Source organism: Burkholderia sp. Ac-20384 (genome assembly GCF_017104605.1).
In the GTDB taxonomy this organism is placed as follows: Bacteria; Pseudomonadota; Gammaproteobacteria; order Burkholderiales; family Burkholderiaceae; genus Burkholderia; species Burkholderia lata.
The window spans coordinates 53,564-73,201 of record NZ_JAAGPE010000015.1 but is presented as its reverse complement, the minus strand read 5'-3'; the positions used below and the strand labels follow the sequence as shown (position 1 = coordinate 73,201).

The 19,638-nt window shown below is 64.6% G+C and carries 19 protein-coding genes; 15 read left to right on the top strand and 4 right to left on the bottom strand.

Annotated elements, in window-relative coordinates:
• On the bottom strand, positions 1-1,271 hold a 1,271-nt coding region (locus tag G3O00_RS04900), incomplete at its 3' end, for a collagen-like triple helix repeat-containing protein (RefSeq protein ID WP_206142263.1).
• 676 nt (positions 1,272-1,947) lie between these two features.
• On the opposite strand from G3O00_RS04900, the gene G3O00_RS04895 reads away from it, so the two are divergent.
• From G3O00_RS04895 to G3O00_RS04830, 14 genes are all read left to right on the top strand, one after another.
• Entirely contained in the window at positions 1,948-2,118 is a 171-nt protein-coding gene (locus G3O00_RS04895) for a Flp family type IVb pilin (protein ID WP_206142262.1), read from the top strand.
• An 82-nt stretch (positions 2,119-2,200) separates the two neighbouring features.
• Positions 2,201-2,701: a prepilin peptidase gene (locus tag G3O00_RS04890; RefSeq protein WP_206142261.1), complete on the top strand. Its 501-nt coding sequence runs from the start codon at positions 2,201-2,203 to the stop codon at positions 2,699-2,701.
• Positions 2,698-3,168, top strand: coding sequence for a TadE/TadG family type IV pilus assembly protein (locus tag G3O00_RS04885; protein ID WP_206142260.1), 471 nt, complete (start codon positions 2,698-2,700; stop codon positions 3,166-3,168). The genes G3O00_RS04890 and G3O00_RS04885 overlap by 4 nt, the downstream gene beginning before the upstream one ends.
• Before the next feature lie 86 nt (positions 3,169-3,254).
• Entirely contained in the window at positions 3,255-4,157 is a 903-nt protein-coding gene (gene cpaB / locus G3O00_RS04880; RefSeq protein ID WP_174934062.1) for a Flp pilus assembly protein CpaB, read from the top strand.
• A 108-nt stretch (positions 4,158-4,265) separates the two neighbouring features.
• Positions 4,266-5,558, top strand: coding sequence for a type II and III secretion system protein family protein (locus tag G3O00_RS04875; RefSeq protein ID WP_241024953.1), 1,293 nt, complete (start codon positions 4,266-4,268; stop codon positions 5,556-5,558).
• Between the two features lie 45 nt (positions 5,559-5,603).
• On the top strand, positions 5,604-6,884 hold the full coding sequence (locus G3O00_RS04870; protein WP_174934066.1) for a fimbrial protein: 1,281 nt from the start codon (positions 5,604-5,606) through the stop codon (positions 6,882-6,884).
• A 3-nt stretch (positions 6,885-6,887) separates the two neighbouring features.
• Positions 6,888-8,246 carry a CpaF family protein gene (locus G3O00_RS04865; RefSeq protein WP_206142259.1) on the top strand — a complete coding sequence of 453 codons (1,359 nt, stop codon included), beginning with the start codon at positions 6,888-6,890 and terminating at the stop codon, positions 8,244-8,246.
• On the top strand, positions 8,239-9,234 hold the full coding sequence (locus G3O00_RS04860; protein WP_206142258.1) for a type II secretion system F family protein: 996 nt from the start codon (positions 8,239-8,241) through the stop codon (positions 9,232-9,234). Before G3O00_RS04865 ends, G3O00_RS04860 begins: the two co-directional genes overlap by 8 nt.
• Positions 9,235-9,238: 4 nt before the next feature.
• Entirely contained in the window at positions 9,239-10,249 is a 1,011-nt protein-coding gene (locus tag G3O00_RS04855) for a type II secretion system F family protein (RefSeq protein WP_174934072.1), read from the top strand.
• Positions 10,250-10,272: 23 nt separating this feature from the next.
• Positions 10,273-11,160, top strand: coding sequence for a pilus assembly protein (locus tag G3O00_RS04850; RefSeq protein ID WP_206142257.1), 888 nt, complete (start codon positions 10,273-10,275; stop codon positions 11,158-11,160).
• A gap of 24 nt (positions 11,161-11,184) precedes the next feature.
• A complete protein-coding gene (locus G3O00_RS04845; protein ID WP_206142256.1) occupies positions 11,185-11,514 on the top strand; it encodes a DUF3613 domain-containing protein in 330 nt (109 codons plus the stop codon).
• Between the two features lie 11 nt (positions 11,515-11,525).
• Positions 11,526-13,400 (top strand): TadG family pilus assembly protein, encoded by a 1,875-nt coding sequence (locus tag G3O00_RS04840; protein WP_174934079.1) that lies wholly within the window; start codon positions 11,526-11,528, stop codon positions 13,398-13,400.
• Between the two features lie 16 nt (positions 13,401-13,416).
• Positions 13,417-14,808, top strand: a complete 1,392-nt coding sequence (locus tag G3O00_RS04835) for a sigma-54 dependent transcriptional regulator (protein ID WP_206142255.1) — start codon at positions 13,417-13,419, stop codon at positions 14,806-14,808.
• Between the two features lie 54 nt (positions 14,809-14,862).
• Positions 14,863-15,564 (top strand): DUF2968 domain-containing protein, encoded by a 702-nt coding sequence (locus tag G3O00_RS04830; protein ID WP_174934083.1) that lies wholly within the window; start codon positions 14,863-14,865, stop codon positions 15,562-15,564.
• A 77-nt stretch (positions 15,565-15,641) separates the two neighbouring features.
• Here the strand turns inward: G3O00_RS04830 and hfq are convergent, their stop codons facing one another.
• Complete coding sequence (gene hfq / locus G3O00_RS04825; protein WP_174935219.1) at positions 15,642-16,220, bottom strand: RNA chaperone Hfq; 579 nt, start codon at positions 16,218-16,220, stop codon at positions 15,642-15,644.
• A 295-nt stretch (positions 16,221-16,515) separates the two neighbouring features.
• Here hfq and G3O00_RS04820 point away from each other — a divergent pair, with 295 nt between their 5' ends.
• Complete coding sequence (locus tag G3O00_RS04820) at positions 16,516-16,800, top strand: PXPV repeat protein (protein WP_011351829.1); 285 nt, start codon at positions 16,516-16,518, stop codon at positions 16,798-16,800.
• Between the two features lie 27 nt (positions 16,801-16,827).
• On the opposite strand, the gene G3O00_RS04815 is transcribed toward G3O00_RS04820, so the two are convergent.
• Together G3O00_RS04815 and G3O00_RS04810 are read right to left on the bottom strand one after the other, a co-directional pair.
• On the bottom strand, positions 16,828-17,745 hold the full coding sequence (locus G3O00_RS04815) for a DUF1571 domain-containing protein (RefSeq protein ID WP_206142254.1): 918 nt from the start codon (positions 17,743-17,745) through the stop codon (positions 16,828-16,830).
• Positions 17,746-17,774: 29 nt separating this feature from the next.
• Positions 17,775-19,529, bottom strand: a complete 1,755-nt coding sequence (locus tag G3O00_RS04810; RefSeq protein ID WP_206142253.1) for an AMP-binding protein — start codon at positions 19,527-19,529, stop codon at positions 17,775-17,777.
• Between the last annotated feature and the right edge of the window lie 109 nt (positions 19,530-19,638).

The following is a 19,638-nucleotide window of genomic DNA, read 5'->3' as shown; positions in this document are numbered from 1 at the left end:
TATCTGCCGCCTGCTGCACCGCCGAGTGCGCCCGTGACCGTCGAGACGAGGCCGGTGACCGGCGCGAGCGGGCCGCTGCCGCCACCCGCTGCACCGCCAAGCGCACCGGTGACCGTCGAGACGAGGCCGGTAACCGGAGCGAGCGGGCTGCTGGCGCCACCCGTTGCGCCGCCGAGCGTACCCGTGACCGTCGTGAGGAGACCCGTGAGCGGGGCGAGCGGGTTGGTCACGCAGCCGCTGCCGCCCGTGAGCAGGCCACCGACGGCCTTCACGGTGTTGCCCGTCGACGAGACCGTGTTGCCGAGGCCGGTCGTGACGGGGTTGCCGCCCGTCGACGCGAGCAGGGCGCCGGCCTGGTTCAGGCCGTTGCCGACCGTGCCGAGCAGCGTGTTGACGGGCGCGCCGAGACCGGTCGCCGTGCCGATCGTCTGGGTCGTCTGGCCGACCATCGTCGTGATCGGCGTGATGGCCGAGCTGACCGTCTGCGTGACTTGCTGGATCGGGCCGGTCGACAGTGCGTTGGTGAGGGTGTTGCCGCCGTTCGAGACGGCACCGCCAAGGGTCGACACGAGGCCGCCGACGGCGCCCGTGACCGGTGCGAGCGGCGACAGCGGGCCGCTGCCGAGGCTCGTGACCAGGGTGCCGGTCTGCGTGACCGCGCCACCGAGTTGATTGACCACGTTACCCGTGCTGGCGAGCGTGGTGCCGAGCGGATCCTTCGTCGCGCCGAGCTGGCCGAGACCGTTGCCGAGGCCGTTGCCAAGTGCCGTCACCGCGCCGCCGACGCTTTGCACGACGCCGCCTGCGGCTTTCGTGGTGGCCGGGTTGACGCCCGGCAGCGACTGGCTGCCGATGACGGAGCCCAGACCCGAGACGGTGCTGCCGACACCCGTGATGATGTTGCTGCTGTTTGCGAGGACATTTCCCACCGGGTTCGACGACACACCCGAGGTGCCGGAAGTACCGCTCGTGCCCGACGTACCGCTGGTGCCGCTCGTACCCGAGGTTCCGCTGGTGCCGGACGTACCGCTGGTACCCGAAGTGCCGCTGGTGCCGGACGTGCCGCTCGTGCCGGAGGTACCGCTGGTGCCCGAGGTACCGCTCGTGCCCGACGTGGAGATCGTGTCGCCGCCGCCCGAGCTCGAGCCGCCGCCGAGACCCTGGCTGATGGAACCGGAACCACCGCACGCGGAGAGGGAAAGCATGGCTGCAACGGTGGCCGCGATCAGAGTCGTCCGGAACACGCCATGAGGGATAACCTTAATGTCCATTTTGTCCTCGCATTAAAAATGTGTTGTGAACTGCGTTGTGTTGAGTGGTGCGAGGACTACTCTGCAACTGTCGTGCCATTTCGATGCTCGACGGTTCGACAACTGGTTTTAAACGAGGCAATTCCTTGTCAGAAAAGGAAGTTATGGAAATTGAAAGATTGTTGAATCTGTTTAAGCGCAGACAAATGAGAACGGTTTCGAGCGTTGCGTAACGTAACGTCACAACATTGGCGTTACGCGTGCGGCGTAACGTGGGGGCCACGCAGGCTTGGTGGACGAGGCAATGGTTTTACTGGTGGATTAGGCGTGCACATCTAACCTATCGTAAATCCTATGTGTAAGTCGTACCGAAACGCCGTACAAATACGTTGTGCTCCTGGCCATTTTTTTCCACCCAAGTCGTTAAAAGAGGTTGGAAGTTAAATGGGATCGGATATAGAATCCGGAGCAGATGTAAGCAAATGTACGGTTCGGTACACAACGTTCGAGGAGGGTCACTATCGCGAATGTTAACTTGCATCAAATGGTGAGCAATGCCCCTCGGGGCGACCTATAAAGAAAGCGCACCCGACTGTCGTTACAGCAGATGTGGCGAACAAAACGGGGCAACCGGCCGGATATGCGGGGATATACGTATAAAAGGCCAAAAAACGTAAATACAGGCACGAGGAATAAAATGAAAGCAATGATGATTCGCTTCCTTCGGGAAGAAGACGGGGTTACCGCGATCGAGTACGGTCTGATTGCGGGTCTGATTGCGGCCTTGATCATCGGTAGTGTCACGACTATCGGCACGAAGATCGCGGCTCTGTTCACAACGATTGCCACGTCGCTGCCGGCTGCTTGATCCTTCGTAGTTCGGTGGGTGGCGAGCGGACCGCAGTTGCGGTTCGCTCGCCGTTACGTCGAATTTCGCGGCCAGTCGCGATATGGCACATCTTCTCAGCATCAGCATTTTTTTTGCCTGGGCGACGCTCGTTGCCGTCGGTGATATTCGATTTCGGCTTGTCCGGAATTCGCTTGTCATCGTCGGACTCGTTGCGGCGTTTGCCAGTGCATTGGCCAATGCAAATCCATTTGGTATCTCAGCCGGACAGGCATTGATCGGCATGCTGGTGGGACTTGTCGGTTTTTTCCCGCTTTTTGCATTGCGCGTGATGGGGGCGGCGGACGTGAAAGTGTTCGCGGTACTCGGCGCGTGGTGCGGTTTATCGATATTGCCGTGGCTGTGGGTGGCCGCCAGCCTGGCGGCCGGTGTGCATGTCCTCGCGCTATTGATGCGGACGCATACACCGCTGGGCACGCTGTGGTCGCGCGGCACGCCGACGATGGTGGTCGCTGGTCGGCGGGCGACGGCGTACGCAGCCTGTCTCGTCATTCCGGCGGCGGTATGGCTGGCTTATCTCGTCGTTACCGGAGGTGGGCAATGAAGCGACAGTGGCAGCCACGGTCGCGGCGGTATCAGCGGGGCGCGACGGCGGTCGAGTTCGCGCTCGTCTTTCCGCTGTTTTTCCTGATCATGTACGCGATCGTGACGTACGGGCTGATCTTTGCGGTTCAGCAAAGCCTGACGCTCGCGGCGACCGAGGGTGCGCGTACGGCGCTGAATTACGTTTACGAGGCCAACGGTTCCGGGGCGCAGGCACTGACGGACCGCGCGAAGGCGGCGCAGACGACGGCGACCGGGCTGACGTCATGGTTGGCCAACGTCCAGATTCCGACACCGGTGTCGGGGGCATGCAGTTACGACGCGACGATGTATTGCGTGACGGTCACGGTGACGTATCCGTACAAGACCAGTCCGCTGGTTCCGTCGCTGCCGCTGCTCGGCCTCGTGACACCGACGCAGTTGACGGGTACGGCGACCGTGCAGATCAATCCGGCGACAATTTTGTGAAATGGATGTCGCGCGGGGCGCGGCGGCAAGCGTAAAGCGACGTCCGAATTTCTAGATAACAACATTTACGGCACTCAACATTCACCATGGGCAACAACTTGACGAAGATCCTCGCCGGGCTGCTGATCGCGATTGCCGTGCTGCTCGGAATCTATGCGTGGATGCTCGGCCGCGCCCCGGCACATCCGCCAACCGCAGCGCCGTCCATTGCGGCGGTACAGACGGTGCCGGTTGTCGTGGCGACGCGTCTGCTGCCGGCCGGTCAACCGATTCAGGCCGATGCGGTGAAGCTTGCATCGGCGCCGATGATGCCGATCGGCGGGTTCAGCGATCCGACGCTGCTGATCGGTCGCGTGCCGGCGAACGACATCCTTGCCGCCGCGCCGGTCGTGGAAGGCGGCCTGACATCGGGATTGGCCAACCAGGTGGCACCCGGGGAGCGGGCGGTGGCCGTCAAGGTCGACGAGACGAATGCGGTCGGAAACCGGTTGCGTCCCGGCAACTTCGTCGATGTGTTCGTGAATTTGCGCCGCGATGGTTCGGGGGTGACGCAAGTCAGCTCGGAGATTCCCAATTCACAGGCACGCCTGCTGATGTCGAAGCTGCGCGTCCTGTCGTTCGGCGATGCCACGACCGAACGTGACGGCAACAGCGGGCCGGGCGGCGCGGTCCGGACTGCCGTGCTCGCCGTGCCGACAGCACAGATCGACGCGCTGACGCTTGCCGAGGCAAGCGGCCGCCTGACGCTCGCGCTGCGTAATCCGCGCGACGAAGAGGTCGCGGTGCAGACAGTCGCGATTCGCACGACCGGCGACCTGACGCCTTCCGGACAGGCTGCCGCCGGCGTGTCGCTCGATGAACTGTCGGGTGGGCGCGCGCGCAACGTGCCTCGCGCGCAACCGGCGCCGCGTGCGCCGATCGTTGCCCGCGGGGGCGGGAGTAGCATCGAAGTGATTCGGGGCGGGCGGGCCGAGACGGTCTCCTATTGACAACCTAAACACGGTCATCGACAGCAGTAACGGAAGGGAGAAGGCCGTACGACGGTCTCCGAAACAATGACAAAAAAACTGTTTGCATACGCGATTGCCATCTGGGCTATGACCTTCGCCGTGTTGGCCGGGGCTGCCGGTACCAGCGCGACGATCGATCTTGCGGTCGGCTCGCAGCGGCAGGTCGCCACCGGCCGCACACTGCAGCGGATCGCGGTCGGCGATCCGTCGGTCGTCGACGTGCTCGTCATGAAGGGCGGGCGTGCGGGGACTGTGTTGATGGTGGCGAAGGCCCCCGGTTCGACGAACGTGATGTTGTGGGAGCGCGGGCACGACGAGCCGACGGTCTGGAACGTCAATGTCGTCGATGCGGCCGCACAGGCTGTGCTGGACGGCTCGGGGCCTGGCGTGAAGGCGTATGGCGGTGCCGCTGTCGTGTCGGGCTCCGCGGCGTCGCTCGAAGCACACGAACGCGCGGTTACGGTCGGCAAGCGGATGGGCGGCAAGGACGGTGCGGTGATCGATGCATCGACGGTCGGCAACCGGAGTGTCGTGCAGGTCGACGTACGGGTTGTCGAATTCAGCAGGTCGGTGCTGAAGGAGGCGGGGCTGAATTTCTTCAAGCAGAGCAACGGATTCGGGTTCGGCTCATTTGCACCGGGCGGGCTCCAGTCGGTGAGCGGCGGGGCGACTTCGGGGTTCCAGGCGACCGCCGGCATTCCGATTGCATCCGCGTTCAATCTGGTGGTGAATTCGGCCGGCCGTGGCATCTTCGGCAATATTTCGATTCTCGAAGCGAATAACCTGGCGCGCGTGCTGGCACAACCGACCCTGGTGGCATTGTCCGGGCAAAGCGCGAGCTTTCTCGCCGGTGGTGAAATTCCCGTGCCGGTGCCGCAGGCGCTCGGCTCGACCGCGATCGACTGGAAGCAATACGGCGTCGGCCTGACTCTGACCCCGACCGTGCTGAGCCAGCGGCGCATCGCGCTCAAGGTGGCGCCGGAATCGAGCCAGCTCGATTTCCAGCACGGCGTCACGATCAACAGCGTGTCGGTGCCGGCGATCACGACCCGCCGCGCGGATACCACAGTCGAGCTCGGCGACGGGGAAAGCTTCGTGATCGGTGGCCTGATCGACCGCGAAACGATGTCGAACATCAACAAGGTGCCGGTCCTGGGCGATCTGCCGATCATCGGAGCATTCTTCAAGTCGCTGAACTACCAGCAAAACGACAAGGAACTGGTGATCATCGTAACGCCGCATCTCGTGGCGCCGATCGCGAAGGGCGCACCGTTGCCGACCACGCCGGGCGAACTGTCCGAACAGCGCGACGGTCCGGTGTGGAGGTCGTATCTTGGCGGTATCGCATCGCCCGATGCGGCGCCGGGATTTTCGAAATGACCGCGGGACGAAATGTCGCGCGATATGTAACCGGGGGTGTTCAACATGAACGCGAGAACCCTTTCGTTGGCTGAACCTGCCGTGACCGACTATTTCGTGTGCGCATCGCAGCAGGATGAGCATGCCCGCTGGCTGAGCGAGACGCTCGTGTCGGCCGGCACGGTGGAAGCGTTGTCGCTCGAGCCGGGCGCGCTGAGCCAGCGTATCGCAGGGCTCAATCCCGCGATCGTCTTCATCGATTTTTCCGGCGCGCAAGCCGCGGCCAGCGCTGCCGCGGCCGCCGTGCGTCTTGCCCATCCGGGCTTGCCGGTCGTCGCGCTCGGCACGCTGCTGGAACCGGAAAGCGCGCTCGCCGCGCTGCGGGCCGGCGTACGCGATTTCATCGACGTGTCCGGCAGTGCCGACGACGCGTTGCGGATCACCCGCGGATTGCTGGAGCATACGGGCACGGAGCCGGCCAATCGACACGGCAAACTGGTCGCGTTGCTCGGTGCGCGCGCCGGGATGGGGGTCAGCACGCTCGCTGCGAATCTGTCGGTATGGCTGCACAAGCGGACCGGTGCGAGCGAGATGGAAGCGGGTGCGCCCGCGTTCGGAGTCGTTGCACCCCACGCGCGGCAGACGGCGCTGGTCGATCTCGGGCTGCCCGCCGGCGATAGTGCGCTGTTTCTCAACACGCGCTGCGAATTCCATTTCGTCGAAGCCGTGCGCAATCTGCGGCGCATCGATCGGACCTTCGTCAACACGGCGCTGACGCGACACACGAGCGGCGTTGCGCTGACCACGCTGCCGCCGAATCTCGCCGACCTGCGCGACGTGTCGTATGCGGCGTGCGTCGGCCTGTTGAACCGGCTGCGTGCGTTCTTCGATCAGCAGATCGTCGATCTCGGCGGATTCACGAATCATGAATTCGTTGGCCAGATCACGGGCGTCGCCGACGAGGCGTGGCTCGTGTGTGACCAGGGAGTCGCATCGATCGTCTCGGCGGTCGATCTGCTGGAAGGGCTGCGCGACGCGGGTGTCGACATCGGCAAGATTCGCCTCGTCGTCAACCAGTACGACACAACACTGAGCCTGACGCCCGCGCAGATCGCGGACCGGCTCGGCATTTCACTGCTGGCGACGCTGCCGGCGCGCCGCGTGGCGATCGGACAAGCAGCCAATCAGGGGCGGCTGATCGTCGACACGTCCGAGCGCGATCCGTACGTACGCGCGCTCGAGCCGCTCGCTGACCGGCTGGCCGGCCCGGTCGCCGCCGGTCAGCGCGGCGCATTGGGCCTTTCTGCGCTCAAGCGTTTCATTCAACCCTCGTCCAGGCGATCGTAAGCGATGGCACACGACATCCAATTTGCCGACGGCGCAGCGCCGTTCTCCCAGTCGCAGCAGTTTCACGACATCAAGAATGCCGCGCACGAGCATCTGCTGACACGTATCGAGGAACTCGGCGCCGAATTCGGCCGCTGGTCGCGTCAGGCGATCAACCAGTTCGTTGATCTCGAAATCGACAGCTTCGTGCGCTTGCGGCGCATTCCGCTCAACGAGAACGAGGTCAGGACGATCGCAGAGGCATTGACGAAAGAGCTCGCCGGATTCGGACCGATCGAGGATCTGCTCGCTGATCCCCACGTCGAGGACATCCTGATCAACGGCTACAACGACATTTACGTGTCGCGCCACGGCATCCTCGCGAAGCTGCCGATTCGTTTTACCGACAATGCGCACCTGTTGCGGATCGTGCGCCGCATCCTGGCGCCGATCGGCCGCCGTCTCGACGAATCGAATCCAATGGTCGATGCGCGCCTGCCGGACGGCGGGCGCGTCAACGTCGTGATCGAACCGCTGTCGATAGACGGGCCGGTCGTATCCATCCGGAAATTCCGCAAGGATCCGCTGAAGCCGTCCGATCTGCTCGCCAACGGCACGTTCAATGCGGAAGTTGGTACGTTGCTGGAAGCGGCGGTCGAGGCACGCTGCAACATCCTCGTATCGGGCGGGACGAGCTCCGGCAAGACTTCGTTGCTCAATGCGCTGGCGTTCCATATTCCGGAGCATGAGCGGGTCGTGACGATCGAGGATACGGCTGAGTTGTCGCTGAATCACCCCCATGTCGTGCGTCTCGAAAGCAGACCGGGCGGCTTCGATGGCAACGGTGTCGTGACGATCCGCGATCTGCTGCGCAACACGCTGCGGATGCGGCCGGACCGCATCATCGTCGGCGAAGTGCGTGGCGGCGAAGTGCTCGAGATGCTGCAGGCGATGAACACGGGGCACGACGGCTCGATGGGTACCGTTCACGCGAGCTCGCCGCGAGAGTGTTTGTACCGCCTCGAGATGCTGGCCGGTTTCGCGGGTTTCCAGGGGACCGAATCGAGCTTGCGCCGGCAGATCGCGAATGCGATCGACTTCATCGTGCAGATCGGCCGCCTGTCGAATGGCCGGCGACGGATCCTTTCGATCACGGAAGTGACCGGGCTGTCGGACAATATCATCGCAACGCAGGAACTGTATCGCTACGAAGCCCGCGTGACGCCTGAGGGCGAAGAAGTCGACAACTGGGAATCGCTCGGCATCCACCCGCATTCGCCGAAGCTCGCGCGCTTCCGCCAGACGTTGCAGAACGCCGGCTTCGGCGGCGGTGGTGGATTCGGCGGTGGATTCGGCCGCGGGAGCGGGGGCTTCAATGTATAGCCTGATGGCGGGCGCGCTGGCCATGGCGCTGCTTTGCATCGCCGGCGCGTTGATGCTGTGGCGACACGGCGAGATGAAGCGCGGCCGTGCCGACGTGCAGCGCTTCATCGACAGCCGGATCGAGCCGGCCGCAAGAGCCGCGGGGGCGATTCGGCGCGATGCGAAGCAGCCCGTGACCGCCGCATCGGCACCCGGCACGGCGCGTGCGCCGTCCGCCGAGCCGGCCTCGCGCTGGGCGCACTGGCGCGAGATCGGCGCGGAGTACCTCGCCAACGTGGCGAGCCGCGCCGGGATCGAAGATGCGCGCGGCAAGGCGTTGCTTGCACTGCTCGGCTTGATCGCGGTCGGGCTTGTTGCCGGCAACCGGGGCGGCTGGCTCGGCTGCGTCGCCGCGCTCGTGTGCGGCGCGTCGCTGCTCGTATTTTGGCTCGTGTCCCGCATTCAGCGGCGACGCCTGACGATCGTTCGTCAGTTGCCGTCGTTTCTCGACGGTATCGTGCGCCTCGTGACGCTCGGCAACAGCGTACCGGCCGCGTTCCAGGCCGCGCTGCTGACGACGGAAGCACCGTTGCGCGGTTGCCTGGACCATGTATCGCGGATGTTGCGTACGGGCGTGGAGATCGATCGCGCAATGGGACACATCGCGAACGTCTATCACACCAAGGAGTTCGAATTGGTGGGTTCGGTGCTGCGCCTTTCGGTCCGGTACGGCGGCCGCGCCGACGTCATGCTCGATCGGATGTCGACGTTCATGCGCGACCTCGAGCAAGCCGAACGCGAGCTGGCGGCGATGTCGTCGGAAACGCGGTTGTCCGCGTGGGTGCTGGTGATGTTGCCGATCGCGATCGGCAGCTTCGTCATCGCGACGAATCCGCTCTATCTCCAGTCGATGTGGAACGACGGGACCGGACGTCAACTGCTGTTTATCGCGTTCTTGCTGCAGGCTGCGGGCGGGTTCTGGTTGTACCACATGGCCAAACTCAGGTGACGGCATGACAGCCAATCAACTCGGTTCGCTCGCACTGGCATTCGGTGCACTCGGCGTTGTGCTGCTGGCGCTGCTCGCGTTGCGTCGCGCGAGTGCGCAGACGCGCAGCGATCGTACGCTGGCCAGCGCACTCGAGCGGCGCTCCGCGACGCTGGAGGCAGCCGGCGCACGGGCGGCACAGGAAGCCGACGAATCCAGGCAGAACCTCGGCTTGCGGGATGCGAGCGCGGTGCCGTCGCGTCTTGCGCGCGTGCTGGACCGTCTGTCGATGGTCGGGACGCGTTTGCTCGACACGCGCATCGGTCGCTATCTCGTCGCCGACGAGGATCGCCTCCTGCTGGAGCAATGCGGCTTCGTCGATACGCGCACCCGCGGGCTGTTCCTGAGCGCGCGGCTCGCCTGCTCGATCATCATGCCGTTGCTGTTCATCGTGCTGATCGGCCCGCAAGTGAGCGGCGGGCAATGGCGGGCAGGGGCAGGCATCGCGCTCGTGACCGGCTTCATGGTGCCGAAGCTCTACCTGCGACGTCGTGCGGCCCAGCGCCGGCAAGCCGTGGTCGACGAGCTGCCGCTGCTGGTCGACATGCTTCGCTTGCTGCAAGGCGTTGGACTGTCGCTCGACCAGAGCATCCAGGTCGTGACGAACGACTTCAAGGGGATGATGCCCGTGCTGTCGCTCGAAATGGAAATTGCCCAGCGGCAATTCGCTGCCGGCCGGACGCGCGAGCAGTCGCTGCAGCGGTTGTCGTCGGGTTTCGAGAACGAGGACTTGCGTGCGATCGTGCGGCTGCTGATCCAGGTCGACAAACACGGTGGCGCGGTTCAGGAGCCGCTCAAGCAGTTCGGTGACCGGTTGCGCGAAGCGCGCCGCGCGATGCTGCGCGAACGGATCGGCAAGCTGACGGTGAAGATGACGGGTGTCATGATCCTGACGTTGTTGCCCGCGTTGCTGATCGTGACGGCCGGACCGGGGATGATCTCGGTGCTGCGCGCGCTGAGCCAGGCGCAGCACTGAGGCCGGGAAGGAAAGGAAGCAAGATGAAACGCATCGATGAATTCGTGAAAGTGGCCGGCGTGCTGGCATTGGCGGGCCTGTTGGGCGCGTGCTCGGCGTTCAAGGAGAGCGGCTATGGCGTCGGCCCGCAGGCCGAGCGTGCGGCGTTGATGGATGCAGCGGCCCAGAAGCAGGCGGCGCCGGACACGCCGGGTATGTATCTCGGCCTGATCGAGCGGATGCAGTCGCAGGGGCTGTATTACGCGTCGCTAGCCCACATCGACGCGTACGAGAAACAGTATGGCGCGTCGCCGCAAACGATCCTGCTGCGCGCCGATGCGTTGCGCATGACCGACCAGCCCGCCGCGAGCACGGCGGTCTACACGCAGCTGCTCAACACGTCGCTCGCTGCGCGCGGTTATCGCGGCCTCGGGCTGATTGCCGGCGGCGCCGGCGATTTCCCGCGCGCCGCGCAAGCGTTGGCGCAGGCAACGGTGCTCGCGCCGACCGACGCGTCGACACTGTCGGATCTCGCCTATGCCAAGCTGCGCAGCGGCGATGTCGATGGCGCGCGCATTCCGTTGATGAAGGCCGCGGAACTCGACCAGAGTAATCCGAAGATCATCAGCAATCTGGTGCTGTTCCTGCTCGCATCGGGCCGGACCCACGATGCGCAGAAGCTGATGGCGCAGCAGAAATTGCCGGCCGAAGTGCGTAACGACATTCGCGACGATGCGGCGAAGATCAGCGCGGCGGCCCGTACGTGGCGCCGCGCGCCGACGGCTCAGGCGTCGGCCGCCATTGCGACGCCGATCGGTTCCGGGAGTGTCGTTGACGTTTCGGGCTCGAACGTCGCGAAGCGTCCGTCGCCGGTGGCGAACATCCAGGGATTCGATCCTACTGCGCCGCTGCTGCAGCGGTTTGCACAATGAAAAGAGCATTCGGGGAATACTGACATGACGAACAACAAGAATCCCGGTCGCGTCGCGCGAGCATGCCGCGGTGTCGCGCTGCTTGTGCTGGTGGTCGCAGCGACCTCGGCGTACTGTGAACAGCCGGCGCCGGACGCGTCGGAAATCGGCCATGCGACCAGCGCGCTGCTTGCTTTCCAGCGTGACGGCCGGGCAGCCGGACCGTCATTGCCGATGCTCGGCGACGCCGCGTCGCTCAGCTACAAGCGCTATCTCGAATCGTTCACGCACAAGATTCCGGAATCGTTGGGTTCGCCCGTCAACGCGAACGGCAACGGGGCGTCCGGCGGGCAGGGCTCATCGCAATCGAATTGAGCGAGGCAGCGATGAGCACGGCTCGGCGTGAATCGAATCGGGCGACTGGACACGGTCGCGCCTCACTGCGGCGACAGCGAGGCTCGGCCGTCATCATGGCGGCCGTGTGGGTACTGCTGTCGATGGTGATTCTCGGCTCGATCGATATCGGCAACGTCTTTTTCACGCGCCGCGACATGCAGCGTGTGGCCGATCTTGCCGCGCTCGCCGCGGTTCAGAAACTCGACGATACGTGTACGAACGTGACCTCGGTAGCCACGAGCAACGCGTCGACGAACGGTTTTGCGCTCGGTGGCAGCAATAGCACGACGCTGTCGGCCGACTGCGGTTATTGGACTCCGTCGGCGACCGGGACGTCGAGCACGTTCTATTCGTCCAAGTCGTCGATGCCGCTGGCGACGCAGTTGAATGCGGTGCGAGTGACCGTTTCCAAGACGGTGCCGTATTTTTTCTTCGGGCCGACACGCACCGTGACCGCTACGTCGACTGCGAAGGCAACCAACATCGATACCTTCTCGATCGGCGCGACGCTGGCCGCGGTCGGGGGTGTCGGCTGCTCGGGCGTACCGAGCGGGAATCCCGGCCTCGTGAATGCGCTGCTGGGCTCGCTGCTGCAGGGGGCAGGCGGTACGCCGCTCAACCTCAATCTCGCGTCCTATCAAGGGCTCGCTTGCGCGAACGTCAAGCTCGGCGACATCGCCGTCGCGCTGCAGTCGCTGTCGGTCGGCAACGGGACGATCGGTGGACTGGTCAATGCAAATGCCTCGGTCGGCACGCTGCTCAACGCGATGGTGGCGGCCGTCGGCAAGACGACCGGGTTGAGTACGACGCTGCAGACGAGCGCGACCGGCGCGTTGACCAATCTCCTCGGTCTGAACCTGCTCAGCAACACGCTGGTCAACGTGGCGAGTCTGACCGGACAGGGCGCCACGTCGCTGCTGACACTGGGTCTCGCGAATACGCAGGCGGCGGCCGACGCGACCGTGAACGTGCTCGATCTCGTGATGGCGATGGCGCAGATTTCACAGGCCGGCAAGCCGGGTGTGGTGATCGGCGCCAATGTGCCGCTGACGCTGCCGAACGGCAATTCGGTCTCGATCGTCCAGTTGCAGGCGCAGGTCATCAGCCCGCCGACTATTGCCGTCGGCGAAGGCGGGAAGGACGCGAAGGGCGCATGGCGTACCGTCGCGACGAACGCGCAGATCGGCCTGTACCTCGTCGTGAATCTCGGCGTGAATCCGCTGCCGATCGTGGTCTCCGCGAACGTGTATCTGCCGCTGTACGTGCAACTGGGTGCCGGCAGCGCGACACTGCTGTCGACCAACTGCCTGACGTCGCCGAATTCCGCGACGATCACGGCGCAGCCGAGCGTCGCCAATCTCTGTATCGGCCAGCCGCCGCTCACGGCCGGAAACCTCCTGAACCTGCCGGCGAACTACAGCTGCACATCGCCGGCCAAGGTGCTGGACGTGCTGGTTCTGGCCGGCGCCGTCGAGGTATCGGCGACTGTTTCCAACGTCTCGGTGAATCTGGCCGCCAGCCCGGCAACCAATACGTTCTATGGGCGCGGCGGAAGCGATCCATCGTATTACTGGACGACCAACACGAATGCCCTGGGTTCGGCGGTCGGCAACGCGCTGGCGGGCCTGAAAAATGCCCAGATCACGCCGACCGTGAGCCTGTTGTTCGGGCTCATCTCGGTTACGATCACGCCGGATTTCATTTCGTCGCTACTGTCGGTCCTGACCACCGTTTTGAGCCCGCTTTTGACCGCGCTCGACGGTATTATCGATCCGCTGCTGGACCTGCTCGGTGTCCAGCTCGGCGCCGCCACGGTGCACCAGATGTCGCTGACCTGCGGCGTCGCGCAAACAGTCAGCAATTAGAGAAGCAAGACACCCGATGAGAACCACGCCCGCAATCGAAGAGCTCGACCTGTACGTCTGGGAAGGCAAGGCGGACATCGTCGACCGCGTCGCCCGGTGCATGGCGAGCTTCGACGTCGAAGTGATCCGCGCCGACAACGCGGAGGTCTCGGCCGAGCGCGCCGCATTGCGACCGTCGCTGGCGATCATCAGCGTGACGATGATCGAAACCGGCGCGGCATTCCTGCGCGACTGGCAGGCCAACATCGGCATGCCGGTCGTCTGGGTCGGCGCGGCGCGCGATCACGACGCGTCGCAGTATCCGCCCGAGTATTCGCATATCCTGCCGCTCGACTTCACGTGCGCCGAACTGCGCGGCATGATCGGCAAGCTCGTCACGCAGCTGCGCGCGCATACGGCCGAAACGTCGCAACCGTCCGAACTCGTCGCGCACTCGGAATCGATGCAGGCCCTGCTACACGAAGTCGATACGTTCGCCGACTGCGACACCAACGTGCTGCTGCACGGCGAAACCGGCGTCGGCAAGGAGCGCATCGCGCAACTGCTGCACGAAAAACATTCGCGCTACCGGCACGGCGAATTCGTGCCGGTGAACTGCGGCGCGATTCCCGACGGCCTGTTCGAATCGCTGTTCTTCGGTCATGCGAAGGGATCGTTCACGGGCGCGGTTGTTGCGCATAAAGGCTATTTCGAACAGGCGGGCGGCGGCACGCTGTTCCTCGACGAAGTCGGCGATCTGCCGCTGTATCAGCAGGTCAAGCTGCTGCGCGTGCTCGAGGATGGCGCGGTGCTGCGCGTCGGTGCGTCGGCGCCGGTCAAGGTCGATTTCCGCCTGGTGGCGGCAAGCAACAAGAAGCTGCCGCAGCTCGTGAAGGATGGCCTGTTCCGCGCCGATCTCTATTACCGGCTCGCGGTGATCGAGCTGAGCATTCCGTCGCTGGAAGAGCGTGGCGCCGTCGACAAGATCGCGTTGTTCAAGTCGTTCGTCGCGCAGGTCGTCGGCGAGGAGCGGCTCGCTCAGTTGTCCGATCTGCCGTACTGGCTGACGGATTCGGTCGCGGACAGCTATTTCCCCGGCAACGTGCGCGAACTGCGCAACCTCGCCGAGCGTGTCGGCGTGACGGTACGGCAGACGGGCGGGTGGGATGCCGCGCGATTGCAGCGGCTGATCGCGCATGCGCGCAATTCGGCACAGCCGGTGCCGGCGGAGAGCGCGGCCGAGGTGTTCGTCGATCGCAGCAAGTGGGACATGAACGAGCGCAACCGCGTCATTGCGGCGCTCGACGCAAACGGCTGGCGGCGTCAGGATACGGCGCAGCAGCTCGGCATCAGCCGCAAGGTACTGTGGGAAAAAATGCGCAAATACCAGATCTTCGACGAGGAGCCCGAGACCCGCGAAAGTGAGTAATTAATGAGATAAAATCGCGCTGAATTACAACGACTCGGGCGGGAATAGAACTTCATGAGCCATATGACGGGGTTGGGAAGGGCGTGCGTATTGTTCGCCCTGGCGGGAGGCATTCAGGGCGCATACGCGCAAAGTCTGGCAGACAGCGGTTCGCCGGCCGTACAGCAGGCGTCGGCGCCGGTGGCCGCGATTCCGGTGATCGATTCGCAGGCGTCGCTGCAGCCGCAGGCGGGCGAGTCGACGGGACCGAGCACGGTCGACGACTTGCAGCGCCAGATCCAGTCACACACGCTGACGGAAATGCGCACGAGCTACAACGGCAGCTACGGTGCGAGCCTGCTGTTCAATGTGAAGGACGGTGCGTACTTCGTCGCGCTGTTCCAGCAGAAGGCGTTCTGGCGCGTCATCAAGACTTATGACGAAACGCGTGCGGAGGCGATTTATCGCGATTTCTCGCGCCAGGCGGAGCGGCTGGCCGTGAACGAACTGCGGGCGGCGAAGCTGGAATCGCAGAAGTCGCAAATGGACAAGCAGATCGAAGTCACGCAGGATCGCGCGCGGCGTCTGCAGGCCGATATCTCGATCGCACGCCAGCAGCAGGCGGCGGTCGCGGATCGCCAGAAGAGCGTACGCAACGAGACGGCCGCATTGCAGGCGCAGCAGGCCGAGCTTCAGTCGCAACTGCGTGCGTTGCAGCAGCAGGTGCGTTCGTTGCAGCGTGAGGCCGATGCGGGCCTGCCGACGACGGCACGCTGAACCCGGCGGCGGTGCGGCGACATGCCGCGCCGGCCGCACAAGTAAAAAGGGCAAGCCGGTTGGCTTGCCCTTTTGTTTTACTGGCCGTCCGGCACGATTCGCCGGCGGCGCGTCACGATGACTGGCCCGCTGCCGCCGCGGGAATCCGACGACGAGGCATTGCCGGATGCGTCGCCGGTGTCGCGCGGCGCGCCGTAGCTTTCGCGCGGTTCACGGGGTTCGCGCGGGGCACCGTAGCCTTCGCGCGGCTCACGCGAGCCGTAACCCTCGCGCGGTTCGCGCGAGCCATAGCCTTCACGCGGTTCGCGGGAGCCGTAGCCGCCGTCGCCGCGCGATTCACGCGAGCCGCCGTGCGAGCCGTACGGGCTGTGACCGCCACCTTCACGGCCGCCGGGGCGCCCGCCGGTGCGCGGCCCGCGGGGGCCGCTGCCGCCCGGGCGCGAGCCGCCCGTGTCGAGCTGGATCGTGGAAATCGCGCGCTTGTAGATGCCTTGCAGACCCACGGGGGTGCGCAGCATCACCAGGTACTGGTCGAACGACTCGATACACCCCGTCAGACGAATGCCGTTGACGAGATAGATTTCAACGCGCTTACGTTCCTTGCGCGCCGAATTGATGAAGTCGTTTTGCGGATGGGATTCTGCGGGATTGGCCATTGAGGTGCGGCAGGAGCCTGCGTCAGAGAATATGTTGTGCGTGTGTGTGGCGTGTTCGTCCACAAGGTGTTTGGCGGGATTCTACCCTGTTCAATCGGGGAGCGCGCAGTCGTGATTGTGTCGAACCGTAACCCACTATAGACGTTCCAGCGCATTTTCGCGATTCGGCCAAACGGCTAATCCGATTTCGTTACGCGGCGTTACGACTCTCGCAGTGCCGTATCACCTTGGTTCGCGCGCGACGCATACATTGGCTGCGCGAGCCGGGCGGGCCGGCATATCAGGGATTCAGAACATGAACAAGAGGCGATGGACAGGGTGGGTCGGGGGCGTAGCGTTGCTGGCTTCCGGCAGTGCGATGGCGGGGCATGTCGACCTGTCGGTCGGCATCGGCGTCCCGGTCGCACCGGTCTATGTCGAGCCGGCTCCGGTCTATGTGGCACCGCAGCCGGCTGTGGTCGCCTATCCGGGCTATGGATACGGCTACTACGGCGATGACGACGACGATCGCTATCGCAAGTGGCGCAAGCACTACTACAAGCATTGGCACCGGCACCATGGCGACGACGATGACGATTGAACCCGAGGCCAGCCCTGACGGCGCGCATCAGAACGCGTAGTCGGGGTTTTTCGGGTCGAAGGCGGTGTCGTCGAGCGTCGCCGGTGCGATTTTCTCGATGACGATCCGCTCGAAGAGCTTGCCGTCGTTGTCATAGGACTCGACGGTCCGGAAATAGGGCGCGTGCAGGTCGAGCCCGAGGACTTCCTTCTTCGCGTAGAACTGCGGTCGCCCGGTCGGCGTTTCGTAGGTGAGCGTAACGACCCGCACACCGTTGATCGTCTTGGCTTCGACATCGGTCGGCCGTTGCACGCCGGCTTCCAGATATTTCTTCCCTTCGGTCAGGTACAGGTTCGTGATGAACTCGGTGCCGAGATCCTTCACCTGGTGATTCGACTGGGCGCGCGCCAGTGCGCCGTCGATTGCCGTCCACAGCGGAATCTTGCCGAGCAGGCCGCCGAGGTGGCCGTACATCTCGTCCTTGCGCTGCGTCGTGTCGTAGATGGTCTCCTGTCCGGCATGCGCGCCGCCCGGCAACCATTTCGCATAGACGCGCAGCGGCTCGCGGGTGGTCTTCACGAGCATGCGGTCGGGTGTATCGGACCATTTTCCGCTGATGCGCTCCTGGCGCACCATCGTGAACTGGTAGGACGGATAGCCGTTCGGACCATTCCGGATATAGAGCGGCACGGCGAGCGGGTCGAGCGCCTTGAAGAGTGCCGTGAGCGTCGCGTCATCGAGTTGCGCGAGCGTGCCGCGCTGCGCGGCCGTGCGCAGCCAGCGCGCCTGCTGCGCGACCGGCTCGCGTACGACTTTCGCGAGATCCGCCGGCAGCGCGATCTCCGGCGTCGCGCTCACGGCGCTGGCCGCTTCCTGCGCATGCAGGCCAGTCTGGGCGAGCGACAGCATGCACGCGACTGCCAGCGCGGCGGCGTGCCGCGCGTGGCGCTTCTTTCCTTCGTTCATCGATGGCGTCTCCCGGGGCGATGGATCGTTCAGCCTTGCTTCGCGGCCTTGATTTTGGCGAGCTCCTCGTCGCGCAACGCGCGGCGCAGGATCTTGCCGACGTTCGTCTGCGGCAGCGCGTCGCGGAACTCGACGAATTTCGGCATCTTGTAGCCGGTCAGGTTCTTGCGGCAGTGCGCGAGGACGTCGTCGACCGTCAGCGACGGGTCGCGCCGCACGACGAACACCTTGATCCGTTCGCCCTGTATTTCGTCAGGAATGCCGATCGCCGCGGCTTCGCTGATGCCCGGATGCATCACCAGCACTTCCTCGATTTCGTTCGGATATACGTTGAAGCCCGACACGAGGATCATGTCCTTCTTGCGGTCGATCAGGCGGATGAAGCCGCGTTCGTCCATCACGCCGATGTCGCCGGTGCCGAGCCAGCCGTCGGCGTCGATCACCTTGGCCGTCTCGTCGGGGCGCTGCCAGTAGCCGCGCATCACCTGCGGACCATGCACGCACAGCTCGCCCGGTTCGCCGATGGGCGCCCAGGTACCGTCCTCGCGGCGAAAGCGCACGACGGTGGACGGCGCGGGCAGGCCGATCGAACCGCTGAATGCGGCCATGTCGTTCAGGTCCACGGGGTTCATCGTGACGATCGGCGAGCATTCGGTCAGGCCGTAGCCTTCGACGACCGGCCGGCCTGTCACCTGCTGGAAGCGCTCCGCGACCGCGCGCTGCATCGCCATCCCGCCGGCCATCGCGAGCTTCAGCTTCGAGAAATCGCGCTTGCGGAATTCCTCGTTGTCGAGGAACGCGTTGTACAGCGTGTTGATGCCGGTGATCCCGGTGAACGTCTCGTTGCGGATGATCTTCATCACCATCGTCATGTCGCGCGGGTTCGCGATCAGGATGTTGCGCCCGCCGAGCCCCATGAAGATGAACGCGTTCACCGTCAGCGAATAGATGTGATACAGCGGCAGCGGCGTGAGCACGGTTTCGACATCGCCCGAGACCTGGTCGGCGATCCACGCCTTCGCCTGCAGCAGGTTCGCAATCAGGTTGCCGTGCGTGAGCATCGCACCTTTCGCGACGCCGGTCGTGCCGCCCGTGTATTGCAGGAACGCGAGGTCGTCGCGCGTGATCTGCACGGGCTGCGGCTTGCCGCGCGCACCGAGCGCGAGGGCGGAGCGCAACCGGATGGCCTGCGGCAGGTGGTAGGCCGGCACGAGCTTCTTCACGTGCTTCAGCACGAAATTGATCAGGCGTCCTTTCGCATTGAAGCCGTCGGCGAGCAGGTCGCCGAGCGCGGTGACGACGATGTTCTTCACCTGCGTTTCCGGCAGCGCGTCCTGCAGCGTGCGCGCGAAGTTCTCGAACACGACGATCGTCTGCGCGCCGCTGTCCTTCAACTGGTGCGCGAGTTCGCGCACGGTGTAGAGCGGGTTGACGTTGACGACGATCGCGCCGGCCTTCAGCGTGCCGAACAGCGCGACCGGGTACTGGAACGTGTTCGGCAGCATGATCGCGACGCGGTCGCCGGGCTTGATGCCGATGCTTTGCAGGTACGACGCGAACGCGTCGACTTTCTGCGCGAGCGTGCGATAGGTCATCGATGCGCCCGCGCTCACGTAGGCGACGCGTTCGGCGAAGCGGCTCGTGCATTCGTCGAAGAACTGCACGAGCGAGGCGTATTGCGTGACGTCGATCTCGTGCGGGACGCCGGGCGGGTATGACGCGTACCAGATGCCGTCGGTGTTCGGCGGAACCTGGGCCGCTGCGGTTGCTGCGGAAGATGACATGACGAGTCTCCGGTCTGTGCTCTCGGCGAGGGCGGGCGCTTCTGCGCCGGCCCGTGCCCCGTGCCGCACGGTCGATCGACGGGGCGCCTCGACGCCCCGCACGACCGCG